The organism is Streptococcus symci (assembly GCF_006385165.1).
Lineage (GTDB): Bacteria > Bacillota > Bacilli > Lactobacillales > Streptococcaceae > Streptococcus > Streptococcus symci.
In genome coordinates, this window is sequence record NZ_VFJA01000002.1 from 296,489 (window position 1) to 319,758 (window position 23,270).

Here is a 23,270-nt window from a genome sequence, read left to right on the forward strand (position 1 = left end):
TCGTGAAAAAAAGACCCGTCGGGGTCTTAATTCGCTTTCTTATTTTCAAGATCATGAAAAGAGGTCCACTCGGACCCCTTTTTTTAATCTTCGTTTACGAAAGGCATCAAAGCCATTACGCGAGCACGTTTGATAGCTGTTGTTACTTTACGTTGGTTTTTAGCTGAAGTTCCTGTTACACGACGAGGAAGGATTTTCCCACGTTCTGAAACGAAACGGCTAAGAAGCTCAGTATCTTTGTAATCAACATATTCAATTTTGTTTGCTGCGATGTAATCAACTTTTTTACGGCGTTTGAATCCGCCACGACGTTGTTGAGCCATGTTTTTTCTCCTTTATAATTTTAGTTGTCCATTAGAATGGTAAATCATCATCTGAAATATCCAACGGATTTGTTGCTCCAAATGGATTTTCATCACGTGAAAAGTCTGGTACTGAATTTGTAGGCGCTGAATAGTTTGAACTTGGTGCAGAATAAGCTCCACCTGTGTGACCCTCACGCACACTACGGCTTTCCAACATTTGGAAATTCTCAGCCACGACCTCTGTCACGTAGACACGTTGTCCTTGCTGGTTATCGTAACTACGAGTCTGAATACGACCTGTCACCCCGATAAGTGAGCCTTTTTTAGCCCAATTAGCAAGGTTCTCAGCCTGTTGACGCCACATAACGACATTGATAAAATCAGCCTCACGTTCGCCATTTTGACTCTTAAATGTACGGTTTACTGCAAGAGTAAAAGTCGCAACTGCTACATTTGATGGGGTATAACGCAACTCAGCGTCACGTGTCATACGCCCTACAAGTACAACATTGTTAATCATAGTTTACCTTCTTACGCGTCAGTTTTGACGATCATGTGACGAAGAATGTCAGCGTTGATTTTTGAAAGACGGTCAAACTCTTTAAGAGCTGCATCGTCGTTTGCTTCAACGTTAACGATGTGGTAAAGTCCTTCACGGAAATCTTTGATTTCGTATGCAAGACGGCGTTTTTCCCAAGATTTTGATTCAACAACAGTTGCACCGTTGTCAGTCAAAATAGAGTCAAAACGTGCTACCAAAGCGTTTTTAGCTTCTTCTTCAATGTTTGGACGAATGATATAAAGAATTTCGTATTTAGCCATTGATATGTTCCTCCTTTTGGTCTAATGACCCCAAGACTTTGCAAGGGGTAAGTGAGGTTCGCTCACAATAAACTATTATACTAGAAAACATTTTTTTACGCAAGTAAAAACACCGAAATATAAAAAGAAGATGACGAATCATCTTCTCAAAAAATATAACTCTATAGAGAGTGATTAATATTTTAGTATTTATCAAACTATAGAGATTACGGATCCGTTTTACTGATTTTTACCAAAGACATCTCGATAGAGCATTCCTGTTCGTAAACTCTCTGCGTCTCCTCCTAATTGCTCCACCAACTCGTAGGCAAAGGCAAGGGCTGTTGAAGGGCCTCGACTGGTTGTCAATTGACCATCTACCACTACTGTTTCCTTGACGTAGTGACCATCAAGGATTTTCTCTTGAACGCCGTCATAACAAGTGTACTGCTTGTTTTTCAATAGCCCTGCTTGATTGAGGGCAATTGGCGCAGCACAAATAGCCGCTAGTTTTTTTCCTTCTTGCTCAAAGCTTTGCAACTCTTGAATCAAGGCCTGATTGTCCCGCAAATGTGCAGAACCAGGCATCCCTCCAGGAAGAACAATCATATCATAGTCTGATAAATCACCATCAAAGACACGATCTGCTCTTACTTGGATTGCATGCGAACCCATCACTTGCTCTTCAAACCCAACCATATCACAAGTGATATTTGCCCGACGCAAAACATCCACAACTGTCAAAGCTTCAATTTCTTCAAAGCCCTGAGCTAACATAACTGCTACTTTTACCATGATTTTCTCCTTATTTGATTTGTTTTAAAACAACCTTTTTCCGCTTGAATGGAACCTTTCCGCTCTTTTCTTCAGCTAGATTGGTCTGGTAACTCATCGATAAAAGTAAGCCCACACCAATCAGATTACTGATAATAGCCGATCCTCCTTGAGAAATGAAAGGCAAGGGAATACCAGTCAAGGGAAGCAAGCCAGTAACAGCACCAATATTCTCAAAGATATGGAAGAGTAACATCATGATCAAACCTGTGGAAATATAGGTGTAGAACTGATTATTTGATTTAAGAGTAATCTTCAACATACGATAAATCAGCATGAGATAAAGGGCGATAACAAGGACAGAGCCAATAAAGCCAAAATCTTCTGCAATGACCGTGAAAATCATATCCGACTCTCTAACTGGAATAAGCAGATTAGAAGCATTAAATCCTTGACCAAACAAGCCTCCACTACCAATCGCAATCTGCCCTTGAGCCTGCTGATAGGTCGTTGTTTGAGCAAAATCAAAAGGATTAAGCCAAGCCAAAATACGGTTGATTTGATAGGTCGGCATTCCCAGTTGATGGAGAAAAGCCCGACCGTCCTTGCTGATAAAAATAGCTAAGAAAGCAGCAATTCCTGTTACAGCAGTCACAAATACTGGGATAATAATTTTCCAAGAAACCCCGGATAATAAAACGATTCCTGCGAAAATGGCTACAAAAACCAAAGCCGTCCCTAAGTCACTTTGAAGTGCCAAAAGAACTAGGACTGGAATGGTAAAGAGAATCATCCAAAAAATTAACAAAAAGTCCAGCGGAACTGTGCGTCTCCACTCCTTATGTTTTTTGGTAAACTGGACAATCACACGAGCCAACATGAGGATATAGGATATCTTCATAAATTCTGACGGCTGGAACAAGGTAACACCATTTACCGATACCCAGTTTTTGGCACCCGTTGATGCAACTAAACTTGGATTATAAAAGACGATAGGTAAGACCATAAGTCCCAAGCCTAAAATATATAGAAAGGGTGTCACCTTCCAAAGAAATTCTGTATTGAAGAGCATGACCACAAAACCAATTACAAGTCCCAAGGCAATCCAAGCGACCTGCTGCCCTAAAATGGGCAAAATATTATTTGGATAATCATGACTAACGGCAATATAAATAGCCACCACACCGATAACCAGTAGGAAGAATACTGGCAGGAGCAAACTATAATCGACTCTAGAGTCGAGAGAACGTTTCATATATTCACCTTTTCTCTTTCTTAGATTTTTTATTTTTGTTGTTTTGGAGGAAATCAATGACAGCAGAGGTAATCTGGTTTCTATTCACCTCTCTGATAGTTCTTTCCTTAGCTAGAGCTTGTCTAATCTGTTTACCATATCGTTTATGAACAACTCGACTATCCAGTATCACAGCAATGGAAGCTTGTTCCTCTTTTCTAATTGTTCTACCCAAAGCCTGTTTGAGACGAATAATGGCCATTGGCAACTGATAATCATAGAAAGGATTCTTCCCTTCCTGACACAACTCATGATTTAATTTTCGTGTCAAAGGTTCTTGGGGATTTGGAAAAGGCAAACGAGGAATTACTTGAATAACGCAAGGATGGGTAGAAAAATCCACTCCCTCCCAGAAACTTCCTGTTCCAAGTAAGATTTGTCGCTCTCCTTTTTCAAAACGTTTCTTCAACTGACTGGGCTCCCCATTTTTATATTGGGCTAAATGAGGATGGTCTAGTAAATCTGACACTGCTAACAGTAATTCTTTAGACGTAAATAAAACAAGTAACGGCTCTTGAAAGGTTTGTAAGGAATGGATAACTGATGTAACCTCTTCTGCATAATCTAAAGGAGAATGTTCAGTCACTAACGGAAAATCATTTACTAATAAAATTTCTTGTTGCTTCTGTTGTAAAGATTCAACTGTAATAAGTGGAGCTTCCGTAAATCCTAATAAATCCGCTAAAGAAACTCTATTACTGATTTCAAGAGTGGCAGATACGCCAAGCACTCTGCAATCTTCTGGCAATAAATCTGCTAGTAGAAAGCGGCCTTTTTTACTTGAGCAGATTAAGACATCCTTACTAGACTTCTCAGCTGTTGCCAGCCAAAATTCACGGTCTGATGTAAAAAAGCGCGTCATATCTCTATACTCGGGAAGATTTAACTCAGAAAAATGCTGGCGTAAGTTTTCAAGAGAATCCAACCACTTGTCATTCTTAAGCCCTGAGTAAAACTGATCTATCAAATAGCGACATTCAAACCCGATACTCTCAAGCAACCGTCTCTGAATAAGATTTTTTTCTGTTTCCAAGGACTTTTCAACTTGTGTTACTAAAACCTCGAGGAGATAAGACTCTTGGGCGAGGTTTTCAAGGGCAATCAGCATTTTTTGAGCTTCATCTATGATTACCAAGCGATTGTTGACAAACTCTGGATCATCCTCTAAACGTGTTACCAGATAAGCGTGATTGGTTAACAAAAGGCGACTCGATTTAGCCCTATCTTGGCTACGTTGCCAGAAGTCCTCAGAAATAAATAAACTTTTTTTTGAAAGTTTTCCATCATGTACAAGTTCAGCTAGAAAATGTTGATAACGATACAGCTGCCCGATTTCATCTAAGTCACCTGTTTCTGTCTCTGTTAACCAAATCAATACTTGCATTTTAAAGCGTGTGAATAGGCGGTTAGACTCTGGCCTATGAAGTACTTTATAAAAATTATCGAGTTTCAAATAATTTTGAGGTCCCTTAAGACTATGAATATCAATATGAAAAGTATCTTTTAATTGACTTCCTTCTTCTTGCATAATTTGATTTTGAAGGATTTTGGTAGGAACACTAACAAGGATACCCCCTTCACTTTTCATGCTCAAAGCTGGCAGTAGGTAACCATAAGTCTTTCCAAGTCCCGTTTGAGCTTGAATAAACGCGGTTTTCTGTTCCTTTAATAGCTGTTCAACTTTTTCTGCAAATTCAACTTGCTGAGGACGTTCATCCAAGTCTAATAAGGTAATGTTTTTAGTAAAATCCTTAGATAGCTTACGTGGCTTTAAAGACTGACTTTGCTTTCTAAGAAAGAGTCCATGGAGTTCCATCAAATCATGAGAAGAAAGGGGAGACTGTCGCTGATATACTTCTTCAATCACTAAATAAGTTTCATAAAGGAGGTTATCCGCAAGATTTAACAAGGTTTCTAAAAGTCCTTTTGGTAACTGAAAAAGTTTTTGACGCATAAAAAGCAAAAGCTCTGCTGTTGCTTGTGCATCAGAGAGAGCGGTGTGGGCGTGGTCTAACTTAATCCCTAACTCTTGACAGAGAATGCCGAGATTGTACTTTTCAAACTGAGGGTACAAAACCTGTGCTAACTCAACGGTATCCACTCGTGGAGTTCTCAATTCATAACCTTCAAAGAATAGGTACTCTGCTAGAAGATTTGCATCAAACTGAACATTGTGCGCGACAAAAACACCATCCTTAACCAGTTCAAAAATCCTTCCAGCTACCTGTGAAAACTCTGGAGCAACTGCCAACCGTTGATCAGTCAAACCTGTTAATTCTTTTATATGAGAATCCAAGGGCTCATGAGGATTGATGTCAGTCCCAAACTGATCGACGATTTCACCATTTTCAATCACCACAATACCCACTTGAATAATTTTTGCCTTGCTTCCGGTGCTAGTGGCCTCTAAATCAACAACCACATACCGATCATTTCTCGAATTCATCATTAAAAATTATATCAAAAAAAGCCCTGTTTGACACCCCTCAACTTCGATAGAAAAATCTCTTTGCTTGAAAAAATTTTTATAAAATGTTTGAATAGTATTATACAGAAAAGGAGACATAAGATGAACCCATTAGATTTGTTTAATCAAGTAAAAGAGCTAATCGAAACAAAAGATTTCGAAGCTGCAAAAACATTTGTTGCAGAAAATCAAGAACAGCTTGGAGAATACTTCTCTCAAGCTCAGCAGTTGATTTCTGGTTCTGAAGGTCTAGATGGCCTCGTTGGAAAGATTAAAGGATTTTTCTAAAAGATATAAAGGCGCCTGAAACGATCAGGTGCCTTTTTGAGATATTTTTTTCATTATTTTGGGCAGATAAGAGCTGATTCCCGTCGGCAAGACCACATAATGTTCTTGAGCTAGTTCTTGGGCTATGGCTGAATGAAGATGGGTTACCACTGCCACACGTTCGTAGAGACTGGCCTGTCGGAATTGGCCTACAAATCCTGCGATCATCCCAGCCAGAGTATCTCCCATTCCCCCAGTCGCCTGATAGGGACCGCCAACCTGTAACTGGTAATAATCAAACTGACCAACTTGCCAAATACGAGTAGCTGGACCTTTCTCCACCAAAATGGTTCCTTGAGGGAAGGAAGTTAGGGCACTAGCCGTTGCATCTTCATTTTGCTTTTCAATAGCAATACCAGACAGCTTTTCCCATTCTTTTTGGTGGGGAGTTAAGATAAACTGGTTAGATGGAAACGACAAACTTGTCCTAGCAAGGATGGTTAAGGCCCCTCCGTCTACAATCAAAATCTGATTCTTTTTTAAGCTGGCAAAAATCTGTTTGACTAGATTTTCTCCAAATGCATCGTCTCGTAAACCAGGTCCCACTAAGACCACTTCTGCCCTCTCCAACTGCTCTTTTAACAGTTGTTGGTCTTGAAGAGAAAAGGCCATAGCCTCAGGTAAATGACTGTGCAAAGCTGGGATATTTTCCCTATCTGTTCCAACAGTCACCAAACCAGCTCCACTTTTAACAGCTGCCAAAGCAGCCATGATGATAGCACCACCATAAGGATAAGTCCCACCAAGCAACAGTAGACGGCCATAGTTTCCTTTATGACTTGTACGAGAACGTTCAATAATGACTTTTTCTAATAATGCTTGCTCAATCACTTTCATTGTTTTTTCCTCTCTATTCATTATACTATAAAGTCTATCCACCTTGCATCTTAAATATAAATCTCTTCGTTCATATAGAAAAAGAGGGGACAAAGCCCCTCTACTCTCCTTTCGTCCCAACACGAAAGTAAACGATTCCATTTTCACTAGTAAAGACGGAGAGGCCTAATTGGTCCTCTCCATCTATTCGACTCATTTATCGATTCATTTTTTATCTTCTACCAATCTATACAAATAGAATGGTATTAGGCGCACAGACTAATCCTCTTTGCGTTTTGCAGTTAATAAAGCTGCTGATAAGGCCAAGGTAACACCAGCCAAGAAAATAGCTGTTTCTGACTGTTTTTCACCAGTTTCTGGCAATCTCTTGTCTTCCTTGGCAACTTGAACTGGTACTTCTGGAGTCTGAGCTTTTTCTAACGAACTTAGTTTAAACTCTGGTGTTTCTACTGTCGGTGCTGGTTGATTACCTACTGTAGCTAGAATACCACGGTACTCTGGAAGTTTATGTTCTAGAGCCATTACAGCATTAACGCCACCCTTAAATTCAGGTTTCTCAACACTTGGTACTGCTTGATCTCCTACTGTGGCTAGAATTCCTGTGTATTCTGGAACTTCATTTACTGCTGCTTCTACAAAGTTAGCACCACCTTTGAATTCTGGAACTTCGTTCACTGCTGCTTCTACAAAGTTAGCACCGCCTTTGAATTCTGGAACTTCGTTCACTGCTGCTTCTACAAAGTTAGCACCGCCTTTGAATTCTGGAACTTCGTTTACTGGCGAAGGTTCCTCACCCTTACTATTTGAAATAGATGGTTTTACTCCTACCTCAATAATACGATCCTGAGCCTTTCTTTGTTCAGAATGAACAAGAGTTCTAGTAGTTCCCAAAACTTGAATATAGTCAACTTTTTCTCCAGCTTGTCCTTCAGAAACTATGCGACGTTGACCTTGAGCAAGTTCAGGGGTTTCACGAATAACTTCTTTAAACGGAAGTGGAGTCTTTTCAATTTCTAAACTTGGAGTTTCTGCTACTAAGTTCTTAACGCCTTCTGTCGGTGTTGTTTGGAAGGTAGACTTAAAGTGTAAACGATATTCTTTCACCAGATTTCCATCTTTGGAAACAAGACGAACCAGTGTTGGAAGATTTGTATTTCCATGATCCACTACCGTGACTACTCCATGTCCACTAGTTGTCGCAGTGACTTTTGGTTTAGTTCCCATTGTTGTTAGGGTGTACTCTGTCACATTTGGATCAAAGTTTTCCAATGCTTTTCTATCGATTGAAATAGTCGCTGACAGTGTTTCGACTTCTGCTCCCTTGCCTGCAGAGTAGGCTGTAAATTCGACTACTGCTAACCCGTTAGTAGTAGACTTACGAGTCATTCGAGCACGAATAGCTGGCGCTTGAACCGGTTCAAAGTTAAACTCGATTAGTTTCCCAGCTACTAATTCTCCAGAAGCTTTGTAAGGAATTGGTGCCCAATTTTCTGCCTTGTTAAATGGATGATCAGCATTTTCTTCATAACGAGAAATCGTACTTGGTTCTGTAAAGGCAGGACCAATATATCTTTCTAGAACCATTTTCTCTGGGGCATCTGTTCCACTATCTTTAAAGAACTGAATGGCTACTTTTCCAATAGATTGGGAGGCAATTTTACCGTTCTTCTTAAAGAGTAGTCCGACAGAAGTTTCTTGATTTTTCGGAGTACGAGACCAGTTTGTCCAACGTCCTTCTTCATTGTATTTTCCATCATTGATATAGAAAATTCTATCATGTGAAGCTGCTTGTGTATCGTTCGTTGTTGAAGCAAAGGCTTTAGAATCCGTTTCATTGTTGCTTGGATTTTCTGAGATGACTTGATTTCCTTTAGCTACAACTGTTACTTGCATGGTAGTTGTTAGATTTGTACCGATGACATGACCAGTTACTTGGAATCTTCCCTCATGCTCTGTCGCATGTTGAGGAATAGCATCCCATTTCACTGCCAGTTTATCTGTAGTCCAAGTATTTGAAGTTGGATAATAAACAGTGACTTCTGATGGAAGTTGAAGGGTATCTCCGAGCTTCAAAGTAGTTGCACCATTTTCAGCTGCTAAAGGTAGACTTGTATCTTTTTCATCATTACGGTAGATCCGATATTCTTTTAAAATAGTACCATCTTCAGCCTTCAAAATAAGACGTGTCGCACCTTTTGGACTTGTTGCTGGAACAAGAGTAACCAAACCATTGTTGCTAGCTGTTGCAGTAATTTCCTTGCTAGATTGAGGAATATAATAATCTGTTTTCGATGGATTAAAGTGTTCAAGATCCTTGCCATCTACTTTGATAGAAATATCTGAACTTGTTTCACTTAAGACCTTGTTTCCAAGGATAGTTAGCTCTGTCAGACCAACTCCCGCAGTACCTTCAGCCTTTTTCATTCGAAGACGAACAGCATAGGTTTCTACCTTGTCAAAGGTAAAGTGATTGGTTTGAGTTGCAGATAGCTGGCTTGGAGCATGTAAGTTTTCAACTGCCTTCCAGTTGGCTGGATTATTAAATGGATGATTAGTATCACGCTGAGCATTGCTGACATCACTTGGTAAATCTGGAATTTCTTTACCTACATAATATTCAACTACATATTCTTTTGGAAGACCAATTGCTCCATCAGTATAGAAATCAACCGACAAATTGTTGACAAAACGTTTCGTCAAGTCTCCTGAATTACCAAACAAGATAGAAGCCCAGTCATTATCTGTATTTGTTCTCCAAGTAGTCCATCTATTTTTAGCATCTGTTGGCGTTCTTGACACAGTTAGGTCGTTCAAGGTATTAGCTGAATCATCTCCTCCTGTATTGGATACAATGGCAGCTGGCAATTGTGACCCTGTCCATTGTTTAGAGATATTATTTCCAGCAACAACTTGACTAGACACTCGAACATAGGCTTTAGTGGTCAGATTGCTACCTACTAAACGACCATTGATTTCATAGACCCCTTCAGTTTGACTAAAGTTGGCTGGAACCTGTTCCCAAACCACATCTTTGTAGATAGTTGTTCCGTTAGAATGGTAAGCACGAACATTAGCTGGCAATTGAACTGTCTCACCCTTAGGTACTGTGAGGCTGACTTCCTCTGCAACTTGTAAGCCTTCAACTGTCACCGTTGCTTGAGCTTCAATGTCTGTGCCTTCTACATGTCCTTTAAGGGTAAAGCTATGATAGCGACTCAATTCTTTTTCATCTACCTTGTCCCAAGTTACAGATACTTTGCGTGGCAAGCCCTTATCAAATTCTGCCCCAACTTCTTTAGGTAGATTCGGTTGCTGATTAATGTCTGTAGAAATAGATACAGGATGAAGTTTCACAATCTTCTTGCTGACTTTATTTTCTTTAATCACCACTTCAGTGGTTACAGATTCTGTTTTCTCTGTTTGATTATCGATTCGAGGTGTCAAAGTCACTCTTCCCTTAGTATAGAGCAATAGATTCTGACCATTTACCTCAAGATGCCCACCATCAGATGATTTAGCTTCTAGGTGAATATCTGAAGCTGAAAATTCTGTTTGAGAACCATCCTCATAACTACCAATGACACGATAAGTTAAAACCTGATCTTCAGTAGCAGTTTCTTTTCCTTCCACAACTACTTCCAAACGTTTCAAGGCAGGAGCTTCCTTCACAAACTGAATTAAGTAAGTTTGAACCAAGTCACCCTTTTGATCACTCAAGAAGACAGAAGCCTGATAACCATTATCAGCAGAAGCTTGCTGAACAGTTACTTGATAACCAGTAGTCTGAGCTCCAACACTTGGAATTGTTCCAGTGTAAGGAAGAGATACACGATAATAAGTCTTGCCAGACTCGAAGTTCTCAAGAGCTTTATCCCCAACAGTAAGTCCTGTAATGCTACTTGTTGTTTCCTTACTGCTTGCAATAAAGGTTGCAGTTACTTCACGGTCGTCATCTACCAATTTACCAGTAGCCTCTGTACGTCCCCCTTCCTTGGTCAAAGCAGCAGGATCTTTCAAAGTCCAAGAAACAACATCTGTATCAATCAAACTACCATCTGTCAGAACAGCTGTGACCGTTTTATCCAAATCTGCTGCAGTTGTACCAACTGGTACTGTAGCAACTTTTGGTAACCATCTATCTAAGGCAATCACTTTTACAAGTGCCTCAGCTTTGGTTTCCAAACCTTCTACACGTCCAGATACTTTTTTCTCACCTGCACTTTTAAGCAAGTCAGCTGGCACATCCCATGTTACAGTCTTTTCCTCAACACTACCGTCGCTATAAATAGCTGTTACTGTTTGAGGCAATTCAGGATTTGTAGTCACATCAGTTGTTGCTTTTACAGGAGCAAAGGCTACAAAGTGACGGTTTTCTTTCTTACCAGACACAGTTGCGACCGTTGCGCTATCAGATGTCAAACCAGCAGAATCTGCATAAAGAGTAAATTTACCTTCTTTTTCTGTTGATTTTACAATGACAACTCCTTTACCATTGAAAGCACGTCTTTGCCATGTTCCATCTGCTTGAGCTTTGTAGCGCTCACGGCTAGCTTGTTCTCCATTATCCACACCAACAATTTGTCCCTGACCATGAAGATTGAAATGAACAAGATTATTCGCTGTCGGAACCACATTCCCATCGCCATCAACAATTTCGTAATGGATGTAGGATAGGTCTTTCCCATCTGCAGTGATAACATGCTCTTCTTTAGTCAGACGAACTCTTGCTGGTTCCCCTGCAGTTGTCACACTATCACGCGCAATTTCGTTACCATTTTCATCTCTAGCAATCGCAGTCAGTGTGCCGGGTTGGTATTTCACAAGCCACTCAAGATACAATTCACTTGGTTTAGCCCCTTCATGATAAGGACGTCCATCTTCTGTCCTTTTCTTCGTATATTCCTTTTTACCAAGCGACTGTCCATTTAAGAACAATTCGACACTTGCAGCATTTGAGAAGGTACGAACTGGAACCTTTCCATCGACTAGCATCTTGCGATCCTTAAGTGTCTCTTCAGTCCAGTTCCAATGTGGTAAAATACGTACAGTTGGCTTTTCTTTAGCACTATACCACTCACTGCGATAAAGGTAGAAATCATTTTTTGGTAAACCAGCCGTATCGATGATACCAAAGTAAGAGCTTTTTACAGGTGTATTATCTTGGTTATGCCATGGAGTTGGTTCACCAATATAATCAAACCCAGTCCAGATAAATTGTCCGGCATAGCCAGCGCGATCACGGTCAAAAGTCCATGACTCAGTAGCTGTTCTTCCCCACCCAACACGGTCGTTACCATAATCAGATTGTTCATAGTGACGATTTGGACGGTTATCGTGTCCAAGGATTTGAGCAGGATTGTAATAAGAATCACGCGTTCTAGTAGCTGAAGAGGTTTCAGAACCATAAATGAGCCAGTCTGGATGCGCTCTACGAACCGCATCATAAAAACGTTCACCATAGTTCATACCGACAGCATCCATGATTTCTGCGAGTTTCAAGAAATCACCTGTCGCTGCACGACTAAATTTATTTTCACCCATGGTGACATAACGCTCAGTATCAATCGCCTTGATAATAGCCTTCAGACGCTTAGCAGTTTCGATAGAGCGAGGACTACCATTTGCCTCTTCTACCTCATTTCCAAGAGACCACATGACGATAGACGGATTGTTCTTATCACGTTCTACCATTGTTCTAAGATCAAAATCAGACCACTTCTCACCCTTCTTAGCTTCAGGATGAGTTGCATCTTGATCAAAGAAACGTCCATAGTCGTAAGTCTTCTTGCCACCATACCAAGTATCAAAAGCTTCCTCTTGCACCAAAAGACCTAAACTAGCTGCAGCATCAAGCAACTGAGGACTAGCTGGATTGTGGGTTGTTCGAATAGAGTTAACCCCCATATCTTTCAGGAGTTTTAATTTACGATAGGTAGCCTTATAATTCTCTTCTGCACCCAAGGCTCCATTGTCATGGTGAATACTTACTCCGTGGAATTTCATGCGTTCACCATTCAGAGAGAAACCATCCTTAGCAGTCCAATTAAAATAGCGGTAACCAAATGTATCTTCTGTTACATCAACTAGTTGACCTTCTTTATAAACCTTTGTTTTCAGCACATACAGTTGAGGATGATAACTTTTTGTCGTCCAAAGAGTTGGTTTATTAACTAGGATTGTTTGTCTGAAATCTGCAGTTTCATTTTCTGCTAAATTCTTCGTTTCAGAGCGAACTAATTCTGAGACAACCTTGCCTTCCTTAGTGAAAATTTGTTGTTCCACAAAGACTTTAGCAGCCTTCTTATCCGTATTTTTAATCTTACTTTGAACCTGTGTTTCAACATTTCCTTCTTTTTGCTCAGCAAGTTTTGGAGTAGTGATATGATTACCATTTTCGGCAACATGGACTTTATCACGATAACTAAGAGTTACATCACGATAAATTCCACTTCCTGAATACCAACGACTACTTGGTTGCTTATTGGTCACTTGAACAGTAATTGAATTTTCACTACCATCCTTGTTTAAAAATTCTGTGATATCATATGAAAAATGATTATAGCCACTTGGATAATGTCCTACAAATTTACCATTTACATAGACCTTTGAATCCATGTAAACCCCATCAAAATTAATACGAACATCCTTATTCTTGTCTGCTTCATTTAATGTGAAAGTCTTACGATACCAAGCTGTTCCACCATTTAACTGGCCACCTTCATTACGCGCGGGAGACTTATGGTCAAAATCAAAATAAATACTCCAATCATGCGGAAGATTCAATTTAGACCAATCATGAACATCCACATCTTTTTTTGAAAAATCGCCTTGGGCATTTAGTTTAAAATACCAATCTTTATTAAAATCTTGTTTTCGATCCGATAATAGTTGTTTTTCCTTTTCAACTTCAGCTTTGTTTGACTCTCCAGATAGTGCTTGCGATTTTTCAGAAGAAGGTTTGATCTCTGTGTCTGCTTTCACTTGGTCCTTTTCAGAAGTTTTTTTAGAATCCTCTTTCAGTTCTGTTCCAGATGTTGATGCAGATTCAACAGGCTTTGGATTTGCCTCTTCAGATTTCTGTTTGTCCTCAGCCTTGGTTCCTTCTTCTACTTTATTTGGAGTTTCCACTTTAGGACTAGCCAATTCATGACTACCATCGTTAGCAGGTCTAGTAGTTTCTGTATCCTTAGTCACTTTATCTTCTGTCGACTCAGCTTTGGGTTTTACAAACTCACGCCCACCATTCTCATCAGCCTTTGCAATAGCAGCTGCCACATCATCAGGAAGCTTATCTAAAGGCTGAGGTTGATGAACAGTTGTTTCTCCTGTTTGAGTATTGGATGAAGCCACCTCCTCAGCTTGTACAGCTGAAATTCCAAATATACTAGCCCCAATCATTACAGATGCCGCACCTATTGCAAATTTACGAATGCTATAATGACAACGTTTATCAAAAAGTCTTTTGTTCATTAAAATCCTCATTTCTTTTTCTTGATACAAAGTAAGCGCTTACTTTATTTTAAAAAACGACCTCCTTCTGAATACACAAACACGTACCAAGTTCGATAATATATTTTATATATTAAATATATCAAAACACACCTAAAATTGCAATCATTTTCCATCAATTTAACCTAATAAAATGGTATGCAAGATAAGTTCATTCAAAAGAAATAGGTGCAATGAAAGTAGCTTTCTATTCTAGACTTTTTCCAATACAAATTTCATTCTATTAATAGCATTTTCATACTTCAAATTTATAGTTTATGGACTCATATCATTTTAGACTGCATTATATAAAAAGAAGGTAAGACATTATTCTACCTTCTTTTTTCCTATTTTCTATCCAATGTCCGAAGTGCTGCTTGATAAGTTTGCTCCATCAGCATGGTAATGGTCATAGGACCGACACCTCCAGGAACTGGTGTGATGTGGCTAGCAAGTGGGGCAACTGCCTCATAATCAACATCACCACATAGCTTCCCATTTTCATCGCGATTCATCCCAACATCAATGACAACTGCTCCAGGTTTAACAAAGTCAGCAGTCACAAACTTGGCACGACCGATTGCAACCACCAGAATATCTGCTTTAGCAGCCACCTTGGCAAGATTATGAGTCCGTGAGTGAGTCAAAGTCACTGTAGCATTCTTTGCCAAAAGAAGCTGGGCCATGGGTTTTCCGACGATATTGGAACGACCGATGACGACCGCATTTTTACCTTCCAAGTCAATCCCATATTCATGGAACATTTCCATAATCCCTGCTGGTGTAGAAGGAATCATGACTGGATGACCAGACCAGAGACGCCCCATGTTTAAGGGATGGAAACCATCCACGTCCTTTTCAGGATCAATAGCCAATAAAACTGCCTCTTCATCAATATGTTTTGGCAATGGTAACTGGACTAATATCCCGTGCCATTCTGAATCTTGATTGTATTTGGCAATCAAGTCTAACAATTCCTCTTGGGTAATGGTTTCTGGAACTCGGACTACTTCACTACGAAAACCAGCTGCAAGGGCAGAACGTTCCTTATTTCGAACGTAGACTTGGCTGGCAGGGTTGTCCCCAACCAAAATCACCACCAAACCAGGTACTAAACCTGTTTCTTCCTTTAATCTTGCAGTCTTTTCAGCCAGCTGTCCTTGTAACTTAGCTGCTAGAGCCTTCCCATCAATAATCTGTGTCATATCACTTCTCTTTTCTTTCAAATATCTTCCATTATACCAAAAACTGTTAGTCCCCTCTAACACTTCTTTCCTAGGCAATCCTATAGTTTCAAACTATAAGAAAAAGGAGCGGATATTCCATCCAACTCCTTATTCTTATTAGAAAATCTAATTAGATTTAATCTTCTTTTTTCTTACGAGCAAGAAGTCCAAACCCTCCTAGTGCTCCAAGAAGTCCGAGTGATGCTAGACTAGCGTTAGCTTCTGTACCTGTGTTAGGCAACTCTTTTTGACCTTCAACATATTTAGGTGTTTCTTGTTTAGAAGGTTGAGAAGGTTGAGAAGGTTGAGCTGGTTTAGCAGGTTTTTCTACTTCCCTAGGATTTGGAACATAGTTAATTGGTGTATCCTCACCTGGGTTAGTTGGAACATTTGGTACTTCATATCCTTTAGTTGGATCGTTTGGATCTACTGGTTTCAACGGATTACCGTCTTTATCCTTAGGTGTGTATCCTGGCACGTACGGAAGAACTGGTTTATCCTTGCCTGGTTTGGTTGGATCTGTTGGATCATTTGGATACTTGATTGGGTCTGTTGGTTGACCTGGGATGTTTGGTACCCATGATCCTAGTGGTTTGTAAACATAAGTTACTGTTGAACCATCTTTACCAATCTTACCTTTCGCTTCTCCATCTACACGAACAAGAACATAACCCTTGATAACTTTTCCACTTGTAGCGTACTCATCGCCTACTTTACCTTCTGTAGTCTCTGCAGGAAGAAGGTCTTTGCCTTTTTCATCTACATATTTAACTACTAGGTTAGCTTTGTTCGCTACGTAGTTGATTGGTGTATCTTGACCTGGATCTGTTGGAATACTTGGTACTTCATATCCTTTAGTTGGATCGTTTGGATCTACTGGTTTCAACGGATTACCGTCTTTATCCTTAGGTGTGTATCCTGGCACGTATGGAAGAACTGGTTTATCATTGCCTGGTTTGGTTGGATCTGTTGGATCGTTTGGATACTTGATTGGGTCTGTTGGTTGACCTGGGATGTTTGGTACCCATGATCCTAGTGGTTTGTAAACATAAGTTACTGTTGAACCATCTTTACCAATCTTACCTTTCGCTTCTCCATCTACACGAACAAGAACATAACCCTTGATAACTTTTCCACTTGTAGCGTACTCATCGCCTACTTTACCTTCTGTAGTCTCTGCAGGAAGAAGGTCTTTGCCTTTTTCATCTACATATTTAACTACTAGGTTAGCTTTGTTTGCTACGTAGTTGATTGGTGTATCTTGACTTGGATCTGTTGGAATACTTGGTACTTCATATCCTTTGGTTGGATCGTTTGGATCTACTGGTTTCAACGGATTACCGTCTTTATCCTTAGGTGTGTATCCTGGCACGTACGGAAGAACTGGTTTATCCTTGCCTGGTTTGGTTGGATCTGTTGGATCGTTTGGATATTTGATTGGGTCTGTTGGTTGTCCTGGGATGTTTGGTACCCATGAACCAAGTGGCTTGTAAACATAAGTTACTGTTGAACCGTCTTTACCAATCTTACCTTTCGCTTCACCTTCTACTCGTACTAATACGTATCCGTCAATCACTTTTCCTTCTGTAGTGTACTCATCTCCTACTTTTCCTTTTGTTGTTTCTGTAGGTTTAAGTTCTTTTCCATTTTCATCTACATATTTAACTACTAGGTTAGCGTCATTTGCTTCATAGTTAATTACTGTATCTTTTCCTGGATCTGTTGGGACATTTGGTACTTCATATCCTTTAGTTGGATCGTTTGGATCTACCGGTTTAAGTGGTTGACCATTTCCATCTTTTGGAGTATATCCTGGTACATATGGTACTACTTCTGTTGGTTGTCCTGGTTTGGTTGGATCTGTTGGATCATTTGGATACTTGATTGGATTTGTTGGTTGTCCTGGGATGTTTGGAATCCATGATCCTAGTGGTTTGTATGTTACCACTTCTGTAGTGTTTTCTGAGTCTGCAGTTACTTTTGTAGTTGGTACTGTTGCTTTATCAGCTAAGTATCCTTTTACTACTGGTGACTTCACTTCAGCCAAGTCTTGAGCTGGTGTCCAATCTCCGTATGTAACCTCACCTGTAACCAAGTTAACTTTGGCATCACGTGTGAATTTAGCTTCTTGTGTTACTGTTTTTGGAGTTCCATCTTCGTTCAATACTGGAGTTCCATCTTCGTAAACATAAGTAATTGTACGTGTGACAGTTTTGTTTAGATCTTTTTCTTCCAAACCAGCTGGGTATTTAGGTCCGTCTGGGTTGTTTGGATCAACAGGTGCCCCTGGTGTTTTTGGTTGATCTGGTGTAACTGGTACAACACGTTCTTTAAGTGTTACTTTGAACTCCTGATCAGTGTCTTTATCTTTATCGAACTTACCACCTTCTGGGTATGTATTAGATACTAATTCATATCCTTTGTTTTCAAGTTCTTTAATTTTCGCTTTTACATCAGCTTCTTTTGTTAATGGTGTATCTGAGTCACCTTCTTCAGTAATAGCGTCAACACCTGGAATTGGATTTCCTTTTTCATCTACGAAAGTAGTCTTAGCTTTTTGCGTATCCTTCACATAGTTGATTGGTGTATCCTCACCTGGGTTAGTTGGGACACTTGGTACTTCGTAACCTTTAGTTGGATCGTTTGGATCTACTGGTTTAAGTGGTTGACCATTGCCATCTTTTGGAGTGTATCCTGGTACATATGGTACTACTTCTGTTGGTTGTCCTGGTTTTGTTGGATCTGTTGGATCGTTTGGATACTTGATTGGGTCTGTTGGTTGACCTGGGATGTTTGGTACCCATGAACCAAGTGGTTTGTAGGTTACTACTTCCTTGATATCTTCAGAATCACCTGTTACGTTTACTACTGGTACACTTGCTTTGTCAGCTAAGAATCCTTTAACTACTGGTGATTTAACTTCAGCTAAATCTTGTGCTGGAGTCCAATCTCCATATGTAACTTCTCCTGTAACTAAATTAACTTTCGCTTCACGTGTGAATTTAGCTTCTTGTGTTACTGTTTTTGGAGTGCCGTCTTCGTTTAATACTGGAGTGCCATCTTCGTATACGTATGTAATTGTACGTGTTACTGTTTTGTTTAGATCTTTTTCTTCCAAGCCAGCTGGGTATTTAGGTCCGTCTGGGTTATTTGGATCTACTGGAGTTCCTGGTGTTTTTGGTTGATCTGGTGTAACTGGTACAACACGTTCTTTAAGTGTTACTGTGAACTCTTGGTCAGTGTCAACATCTTTATCAAAGACGCCATCTGTTGGATATGTATTAGAAACTACTTCATATCCTTTGTTTTGAGCTTCTTTGATTCTCGCAGCGATTTCATCTGCTTTTGTAAGTTTGTCTCCACCTTTACCTGTTTCAGAGATTGGCGTGTTACCTTCCACTTGCTTAACATTACCATCTTTGTCTTGGTAGACAAATGTTGTTTTAGCTTTTTGGATTGGTGAGTAAGTTACTACATATTCGTAATCTTCATCTGTTGCAGTTGTTGGCTGTACCGGAACTTTTTCTACACTTGCAATGTATCCTTCTTTTTGAGGTACTGTTACTTCTGGAAGATTTGTATCTCCAATACCTTTCCAGTTAATGTAGATTGGTTTATCATTTGAACCAATTACTGCTTTACCCTCAGCATTTGTCTTAACAGTTCCTTTATAGCTTACAGTCTGAGTCGTTGGATCAAATACTTGTTGTCCTGCAAGACCTGGTGCATCATCGGCATAAACATACTTAATTGTACGATTTACTTCTTCTACTTTTGTTTTCTTAACATAATTGTAATCTACTGGCGTAACATAAGCTGAAGCATTAAGTCCATTCTTTTTCAATTCTTCAGTAGAATATAAATCACGAGCTCTAGTGTTCGTTACACTTAATGTACCTTCAATTCCTGTTGTAGGGATGTCTGCAAGGATGTACTCTTCTTCATCCACTTCTTTTATTAATGGAGGAATATAGTCAGATACATCGTATTTTTTACCTAGGACATTAGTATTATCCTTTGTACCATCTTCATTTAACGGACGATTACCATCATATTTAGTAGTAGCATGCCCTATAATTTTACCAGTCTCAAGATCTTTAAGTCCAATTACTACTGCTCCTGTTGGTGGTTCTCCTAGAGGTGTTCCAGATGCATTGATTTCCCAACCATTTGCAACTGTTGTAGTTACATCTTCTTTTTCACCACTAATAGATGTTCCACCAGAGACCGTTAACGTAGCTGCTGTTTTATCATTCCCTGCTGTTCCACCTGTAATAAGTCCAAATTCATTATAAGTAACATTAGAGAATTCACTTGTTAAAGTTTTATCTTTAATAACTTTCTCTACACCTAAAGATTGAAGAGATAACGAGATATTAGAACCTTCTTGGATGTATCCTTCTGTTACAGTTACTTCTAATTCTGTTGGAGAGATTAGTTTTGGAGTTAATGTAAATCCACCTTCACGACCATCTTGAAGAATCCAAACATTATTTTCATTAGCTTTAACGTTTGCCCAACGGTTAGCAAGACGGTATGTAATACTGTCTCCTTTATTAGGGTTAAGAGTTGAAGCTGTATTTAGACCATTTACAAAGTTAGTACTTCCTTGAAGTTCTTTGAATTCTGTAAATTCAGAATTAGGTAGTTTAATAGTAAATTTAGACCCTACTCCATAACGGATGTCTGAATCTGTATTAATCTCTAGAGTATCACTCTTACTTTTCAGTTCATTAGAAACATATCCTAAACCATTATTTGATCTTAATGAAGCTGATGTTCCTTGTTTTGAGAAACTTGCTTGCTGACCTTTACGTGTATAGGTATGTTCAACAACTGTTCTGCCATCGATCTTAATAGTAGCTTTATAATCTGTATCTTTTGAGATTTGCGGAGCTAAGTATCCACCACCTGATAAGTTTTCAGCACCAAATGAAACAACAGGATAATCTTTCACTTTCGCGTTCCACTCAATGTTGTAAGTATATGTACCCGTTTCATTAGCAACAGCTGGTTGTTCAGCAACACGCTGATCATAAGTCATTCCACGTTGTGTACGTTGCGCCCAATATGGTACAGATTTGTTATTGTTGTTTCCTGTTGATGTTCTATAGTCGATAGATTTAACTTTACCGATTACAGTACCATCTGCTGCAGTAATTTCTTTTCCTGCAGGGAAGGCAGCACCAAACTCAGCTAAGTTTGTAACTTCGATTTTTGTAATTGAACCTGCTTGTAAATCTGTAGTATCAATTGTTGAATCAAATCCCCATGCTTTAGGAGCTGTATTATCAGCATTCATCGTAATATAACCATTTGTTATAGATTTAACTTTTTCTCCATCTTTAACAACATCTTTACCTACGATTTTTTGGTCTTGAGTTGCTGCACCATCTAATACAGCTTCAACTTTACCTGCATGACCCGCACGTTTCATTTCAGCATAAACTGCTTCGATTGCGGCAGAAAGACGGTTCACTTGAGCTACCATTTGGTCTTTAGAAGCATCAGATGAAAGCAATCCTTTAGACGCTACTGCTTCAAGCTTCACTGTAGCAATTGCAGCCGATAACTTTTGTTTAGATGCTTCATCTTTCACTTCTTTATCTGAGAAGTTTGAGGCTACTGTTGCCATAACATCAGCTTCTGAAGTCAATTGAGTAAGAACTGTTTTAACATCGTCTTGTGCTTTTTCTGTTGCAGCTTTTTCAGATGTTTCTTTGTTAGTTTTTTCTTTGTCTGCTTCTTTTTTATCAGCTTGCTCTTTATCAGATTTTTCTGTTGCAGCTTTATCGGTAACTTCTTTTTCTGCTACAGGTTTAGCTTCAGTTTTAGCATCTTCTTTTACTTCAGGTTTTTCATCTGCTTTTACTTCAGATTTTTCATCTGCTTTTACAGCATCAATCTTTAATTCAGGAAGTTCTTCAACAACGGGTGTTGTTGAACCAGAATCAGATTTCTGTTTATCAGAATTTGTAACTTCTGGAGTTTTTGCAGAAGCAGTACTTGTTTCATCAGCTTTAACAGCGTTTGCTCCTAAAAGAAGAGCAGTCCCCAAAAGAACACTAGCCGCACCAAAACTATACTTACGAATAGAAAAGCGCTGAGCTCTTCTACCATGGTATTTTTCCATTCTTGAATACATGTTTTCTCCTTATTTATATATATGTTGATTTAGAATACGGTTGAAGTCCTTCATATCCCCTGCCTCTCCTGCTAAAGAAAGCCTTCTTTAACGAAACTACAACACAATACTCATTATCCAATTTTATCATATATTTTTAACACTAGTCAACCAAAAAAATCTATATATTCTCGCTTTTTGTATAATATTTTTGTACCCAAAATACAAAAAGAAGGAATTACCCTTCTTTTTATTATAATAACTTTTTTATTTTATTTACGGTTTAATACGGTGCAACATACGTGGGAATGGAATAGCTTCACGGATATGTTTTGTTCCTGCTGCGAAGGTTACCATACGTTCGATACCGATACCAAATCCACCGTGTGGAACAGTACCGTATTTACGAAGGTCAAGGTAGAATTCGTACTCTGTACGATCCATACCAAGTTCATCCATTTTAGCTACAAGGGCATCGTAGTCTTCCTCACGCATAGACCCACCGATGATTTCTCCATAGCCTTCTGGAGCAAGCAAGTCTGCACAAAGCACACGCTCTGGATTCCCAGGAACTGGTTTCATGTAGAAGGCCTTGATGGCTGCTGGATAGTTCATGACAAATGTTGGCACACCAAAGTGGTTTGAAATCCAAGTTTCATGTGGTGAACCGAAGTCATCACCATGCTCAAGATGTTCGTAATCAGCGTCTTCATCATTTTCATGCTCTTGCAAGAGATCAATGGCTTGATCGTAAGTGATACGTTGGAATGGCTCTGCAATGTAGCGTTTCAAAAGCTCTGTATCACGTTCCAAAGTTTCCAATGCTTGAGGCGCACGGTCAAGAACACCTTGAAGAAGAGCTTTCACATAAGCTTCTTGCAAGTCAAGTGACTCATCATGTGTCAAGTATGAGTACTCTGCGTCCATCATCCAGAACTCAGTCAAGTGACGACGTGTTTTTGATTTTTCAGCACGGAATACTGGACCAAAGTCAAATACACGGCCAAGAGCCATAGCACCTGCCTCTAGGTAAAGCTGACCTGATTGGCTCAAGTAAGCTGGCGTTCCGAAGTAGTCTGTTTCAAAGAGTTCAGTTGAATCTTCAGCCGCATTTCCTGATAAAATTGGGCTATCAAACTTCATGAAGCCGTTCTTGTCAAAGAATTCATAAGTTGCATAGATGATAGCGTTACGGATTTGCATAACAGCTACTTGCTTACGAGAACGGAGCCACAAGTGACGGTTATCCATCAAGAAATCTGTTCCGTGTTCTTTTGGTGTGATTGGGTAGTCTTGAGATTCACCGATTACTTCGATGTCTGTAATATCCAACTCATAGCCAAACTTAGAACGTTCGTCTTCTTTGACAATACCTGTCACATAAACAGACGTTTCTTGGCTCAAGCGTTTGATGACATCAAACTTCTCAAGTCCCACTTCTTCACCAAATTTTTCTAAAAAGTTTGGTTTAAAGGCCACACCTTGGAAGAAGGCTGTCCCGTCACGCAATTGCAAGAAGGCGATTTTCCCTTTTCCTGATTTGTTGGCAACCCAAGCGCCAATCGTCACTTCTTGACCAACATAGTCTTTTACATCGATAATCGTTACACGTTTTGTCATTATTTTT

General features: G+C 39.5%; 12 protein-coding genes. 1 reads left to right on the forward strand and 11 read right to left on the reverse strand.

Annotation, left to right across the window (positions count from 1 at the left end):
• Positions 1–83: 83 nt before the first annotated feature.
• From rpsR to FJN11_RS06090, 6 genes are all read right to left on the reverse strand, one after another.
• Positions 84–323 carry a 30S ribosomal protein S18 gene (gene rpsR / locus FJN11_RS06065; RefSeq protein WP_000068664.1) on the reverse strand — a complete coding sequence of 80 codons (240 nt, stop codon included), beginning with the start codon at positions 321–323 and terminating at the stop codon, positions 84–86.
• Between the two features lie 31 nt (positions 324–354).
• Positions 355–825, reverse strand: coding sequence for a single-stranded DNA-binding protein SsbA (gene ssbA / locus FJN11_RS06070; protein WP_000609602.1), 471 nt, complete (start codon positions 823–825; stop codon positions 355–357).
• A gap of 11 nt (positions 826–836) precedes the next feature.
• Positions 837–1,127 carry a 30S ribosomal protein S6 gene (gene rpsF, locus FJN11_RS06075; RefSeq protein WP_001151778.1) on the reverse strand — a complete coding sequence of 97 codons (291 nt, stop codon included), beginning with the start codon at positions 1,125–1,127 and terminating at the stop codon, positions 837–839.
• 219 nt (positions 1,128–1,346) lie between these two features.
• Complete coding sequence (locus FJN11_RS06080) at positions 1,347–1,901, reverse strand: DJ-1 family glyoxalase III (RefSeq protein WP_049552277.1); 555 nt, start codon at positions 1,899–1,901, stop codon at positions 1,347–1,349.
• A gap of 10 nt (positions 1,902–1,911) precedes the next feature.
• A complete protein-coding gene (locus tag FJN11_RS06085) occupies positions 1,912–3,135 on the reverse strand; it encodes an FtsW/RodA/SpoVE family cell cycle protein (RefSeq protein ID WP_140224314.1) in 1,224 nt (407 codons plus the stop codon).
• Between the two features lie 4 nt (positions 3,136–3,139).
• A complete protein-coding gene (locus FJN11_RS06090) occupies positions 3,140–5,620 on the reverse strand; it encodes a bifunctional DnaQ family exonuclease/ATP-dependent helicase (protein WP_281280805.1) in 2,481 nt (826 codons plus the stop codon).
• Positions 5,621–5,743: 123 nt separating this feature from the next.
• Between FJN11_RS06090 and FJN11_RS06095 the strand changes: the two genes are divergently transcribed.
• Positions 5,744–5,929: a hypothetical protein gene (locus FJN11_RS06095; protein WP_001068558.1), complete on the forward strand. Its 186-nt coding sequence runs from the start codon at positions 5,744–5,746 to the stop codon at positions 5,927–5,929.
• Positions 5,930–5,953: 24 nt separating this feature from the next.
• Here the strand turns inward: FJN11_RS06095 and FJN11_RS06100 are convergent, their stop codons facing one another.
• The 5 genes from FJN11_RS06100 to asnS all read right to left on the reverse strand — a co-directional run bounded on the left by FJN11_RS06100 (position 5,954) and on the right by asnS (position 23,263).
• On the reverse strand, positions 5,954–6,805 hold the full coding sequence (locus tag FJN11_RS06100) for an NAD(P)H-hydrate dehydratase (protein WP_140224316.1): 852 nt from the start codon (positions 6,803–6,805) through the stop codon (positions 5,954–5,956).
• A gap of 258 nt (positions 6,806–7,063) precedes the next feature.
• Entirely contained in the window at positions 7,064–14,275 is a 7,212-nt protein-coding gene (locus FJN11_RS06105; RefSeq protein ID WP_140224317.1) for an SIALI-17 repeat-containing surface protein, read from the reverse strand.
• Between the two features lie 365 nt (positions 14,276–14,640).
• Positions 14,641–15,498 (reverse strand): bifunctional methylenetetrahydrofolate dehydrogenase/methenyltetrahydrofolate cyclohydrolase, encoded by an 858-nt coding sequence (locus FJN11_RS06110; RefSeq protein WP_049552281.1) that lies wholly within the window; start codon positions 15,496–15,498, stop codon positions 14,641–14,643.
• Positions 15,499–15,655: 157 nt separating this feature from the next.
• Positions 15,656–21,664: a mucin-binding protein gene (locus FJN11_RS06115; RefSeq protein WP_140224318.1), complete on the reverse strand. Its 6,009-nt coding sequence runs from the start codon at positions 21,662–21,664 to the stop codon at positions 15,656–15,658.
• Between the two features lie 255 nt (positions 21,665–21,919).
• Entirely contained in the window at positions 21,920–23,263 is a 1,344-nt protein-coding gene (asnS, locus tag FJN11_RS06120) for an asparagine--tRNA ligase (protein WP_061590523.1), read from the reverse strand.
• Between the last annotated feature and the right edge of the window lie 7 nt (positions 23,264–23,270).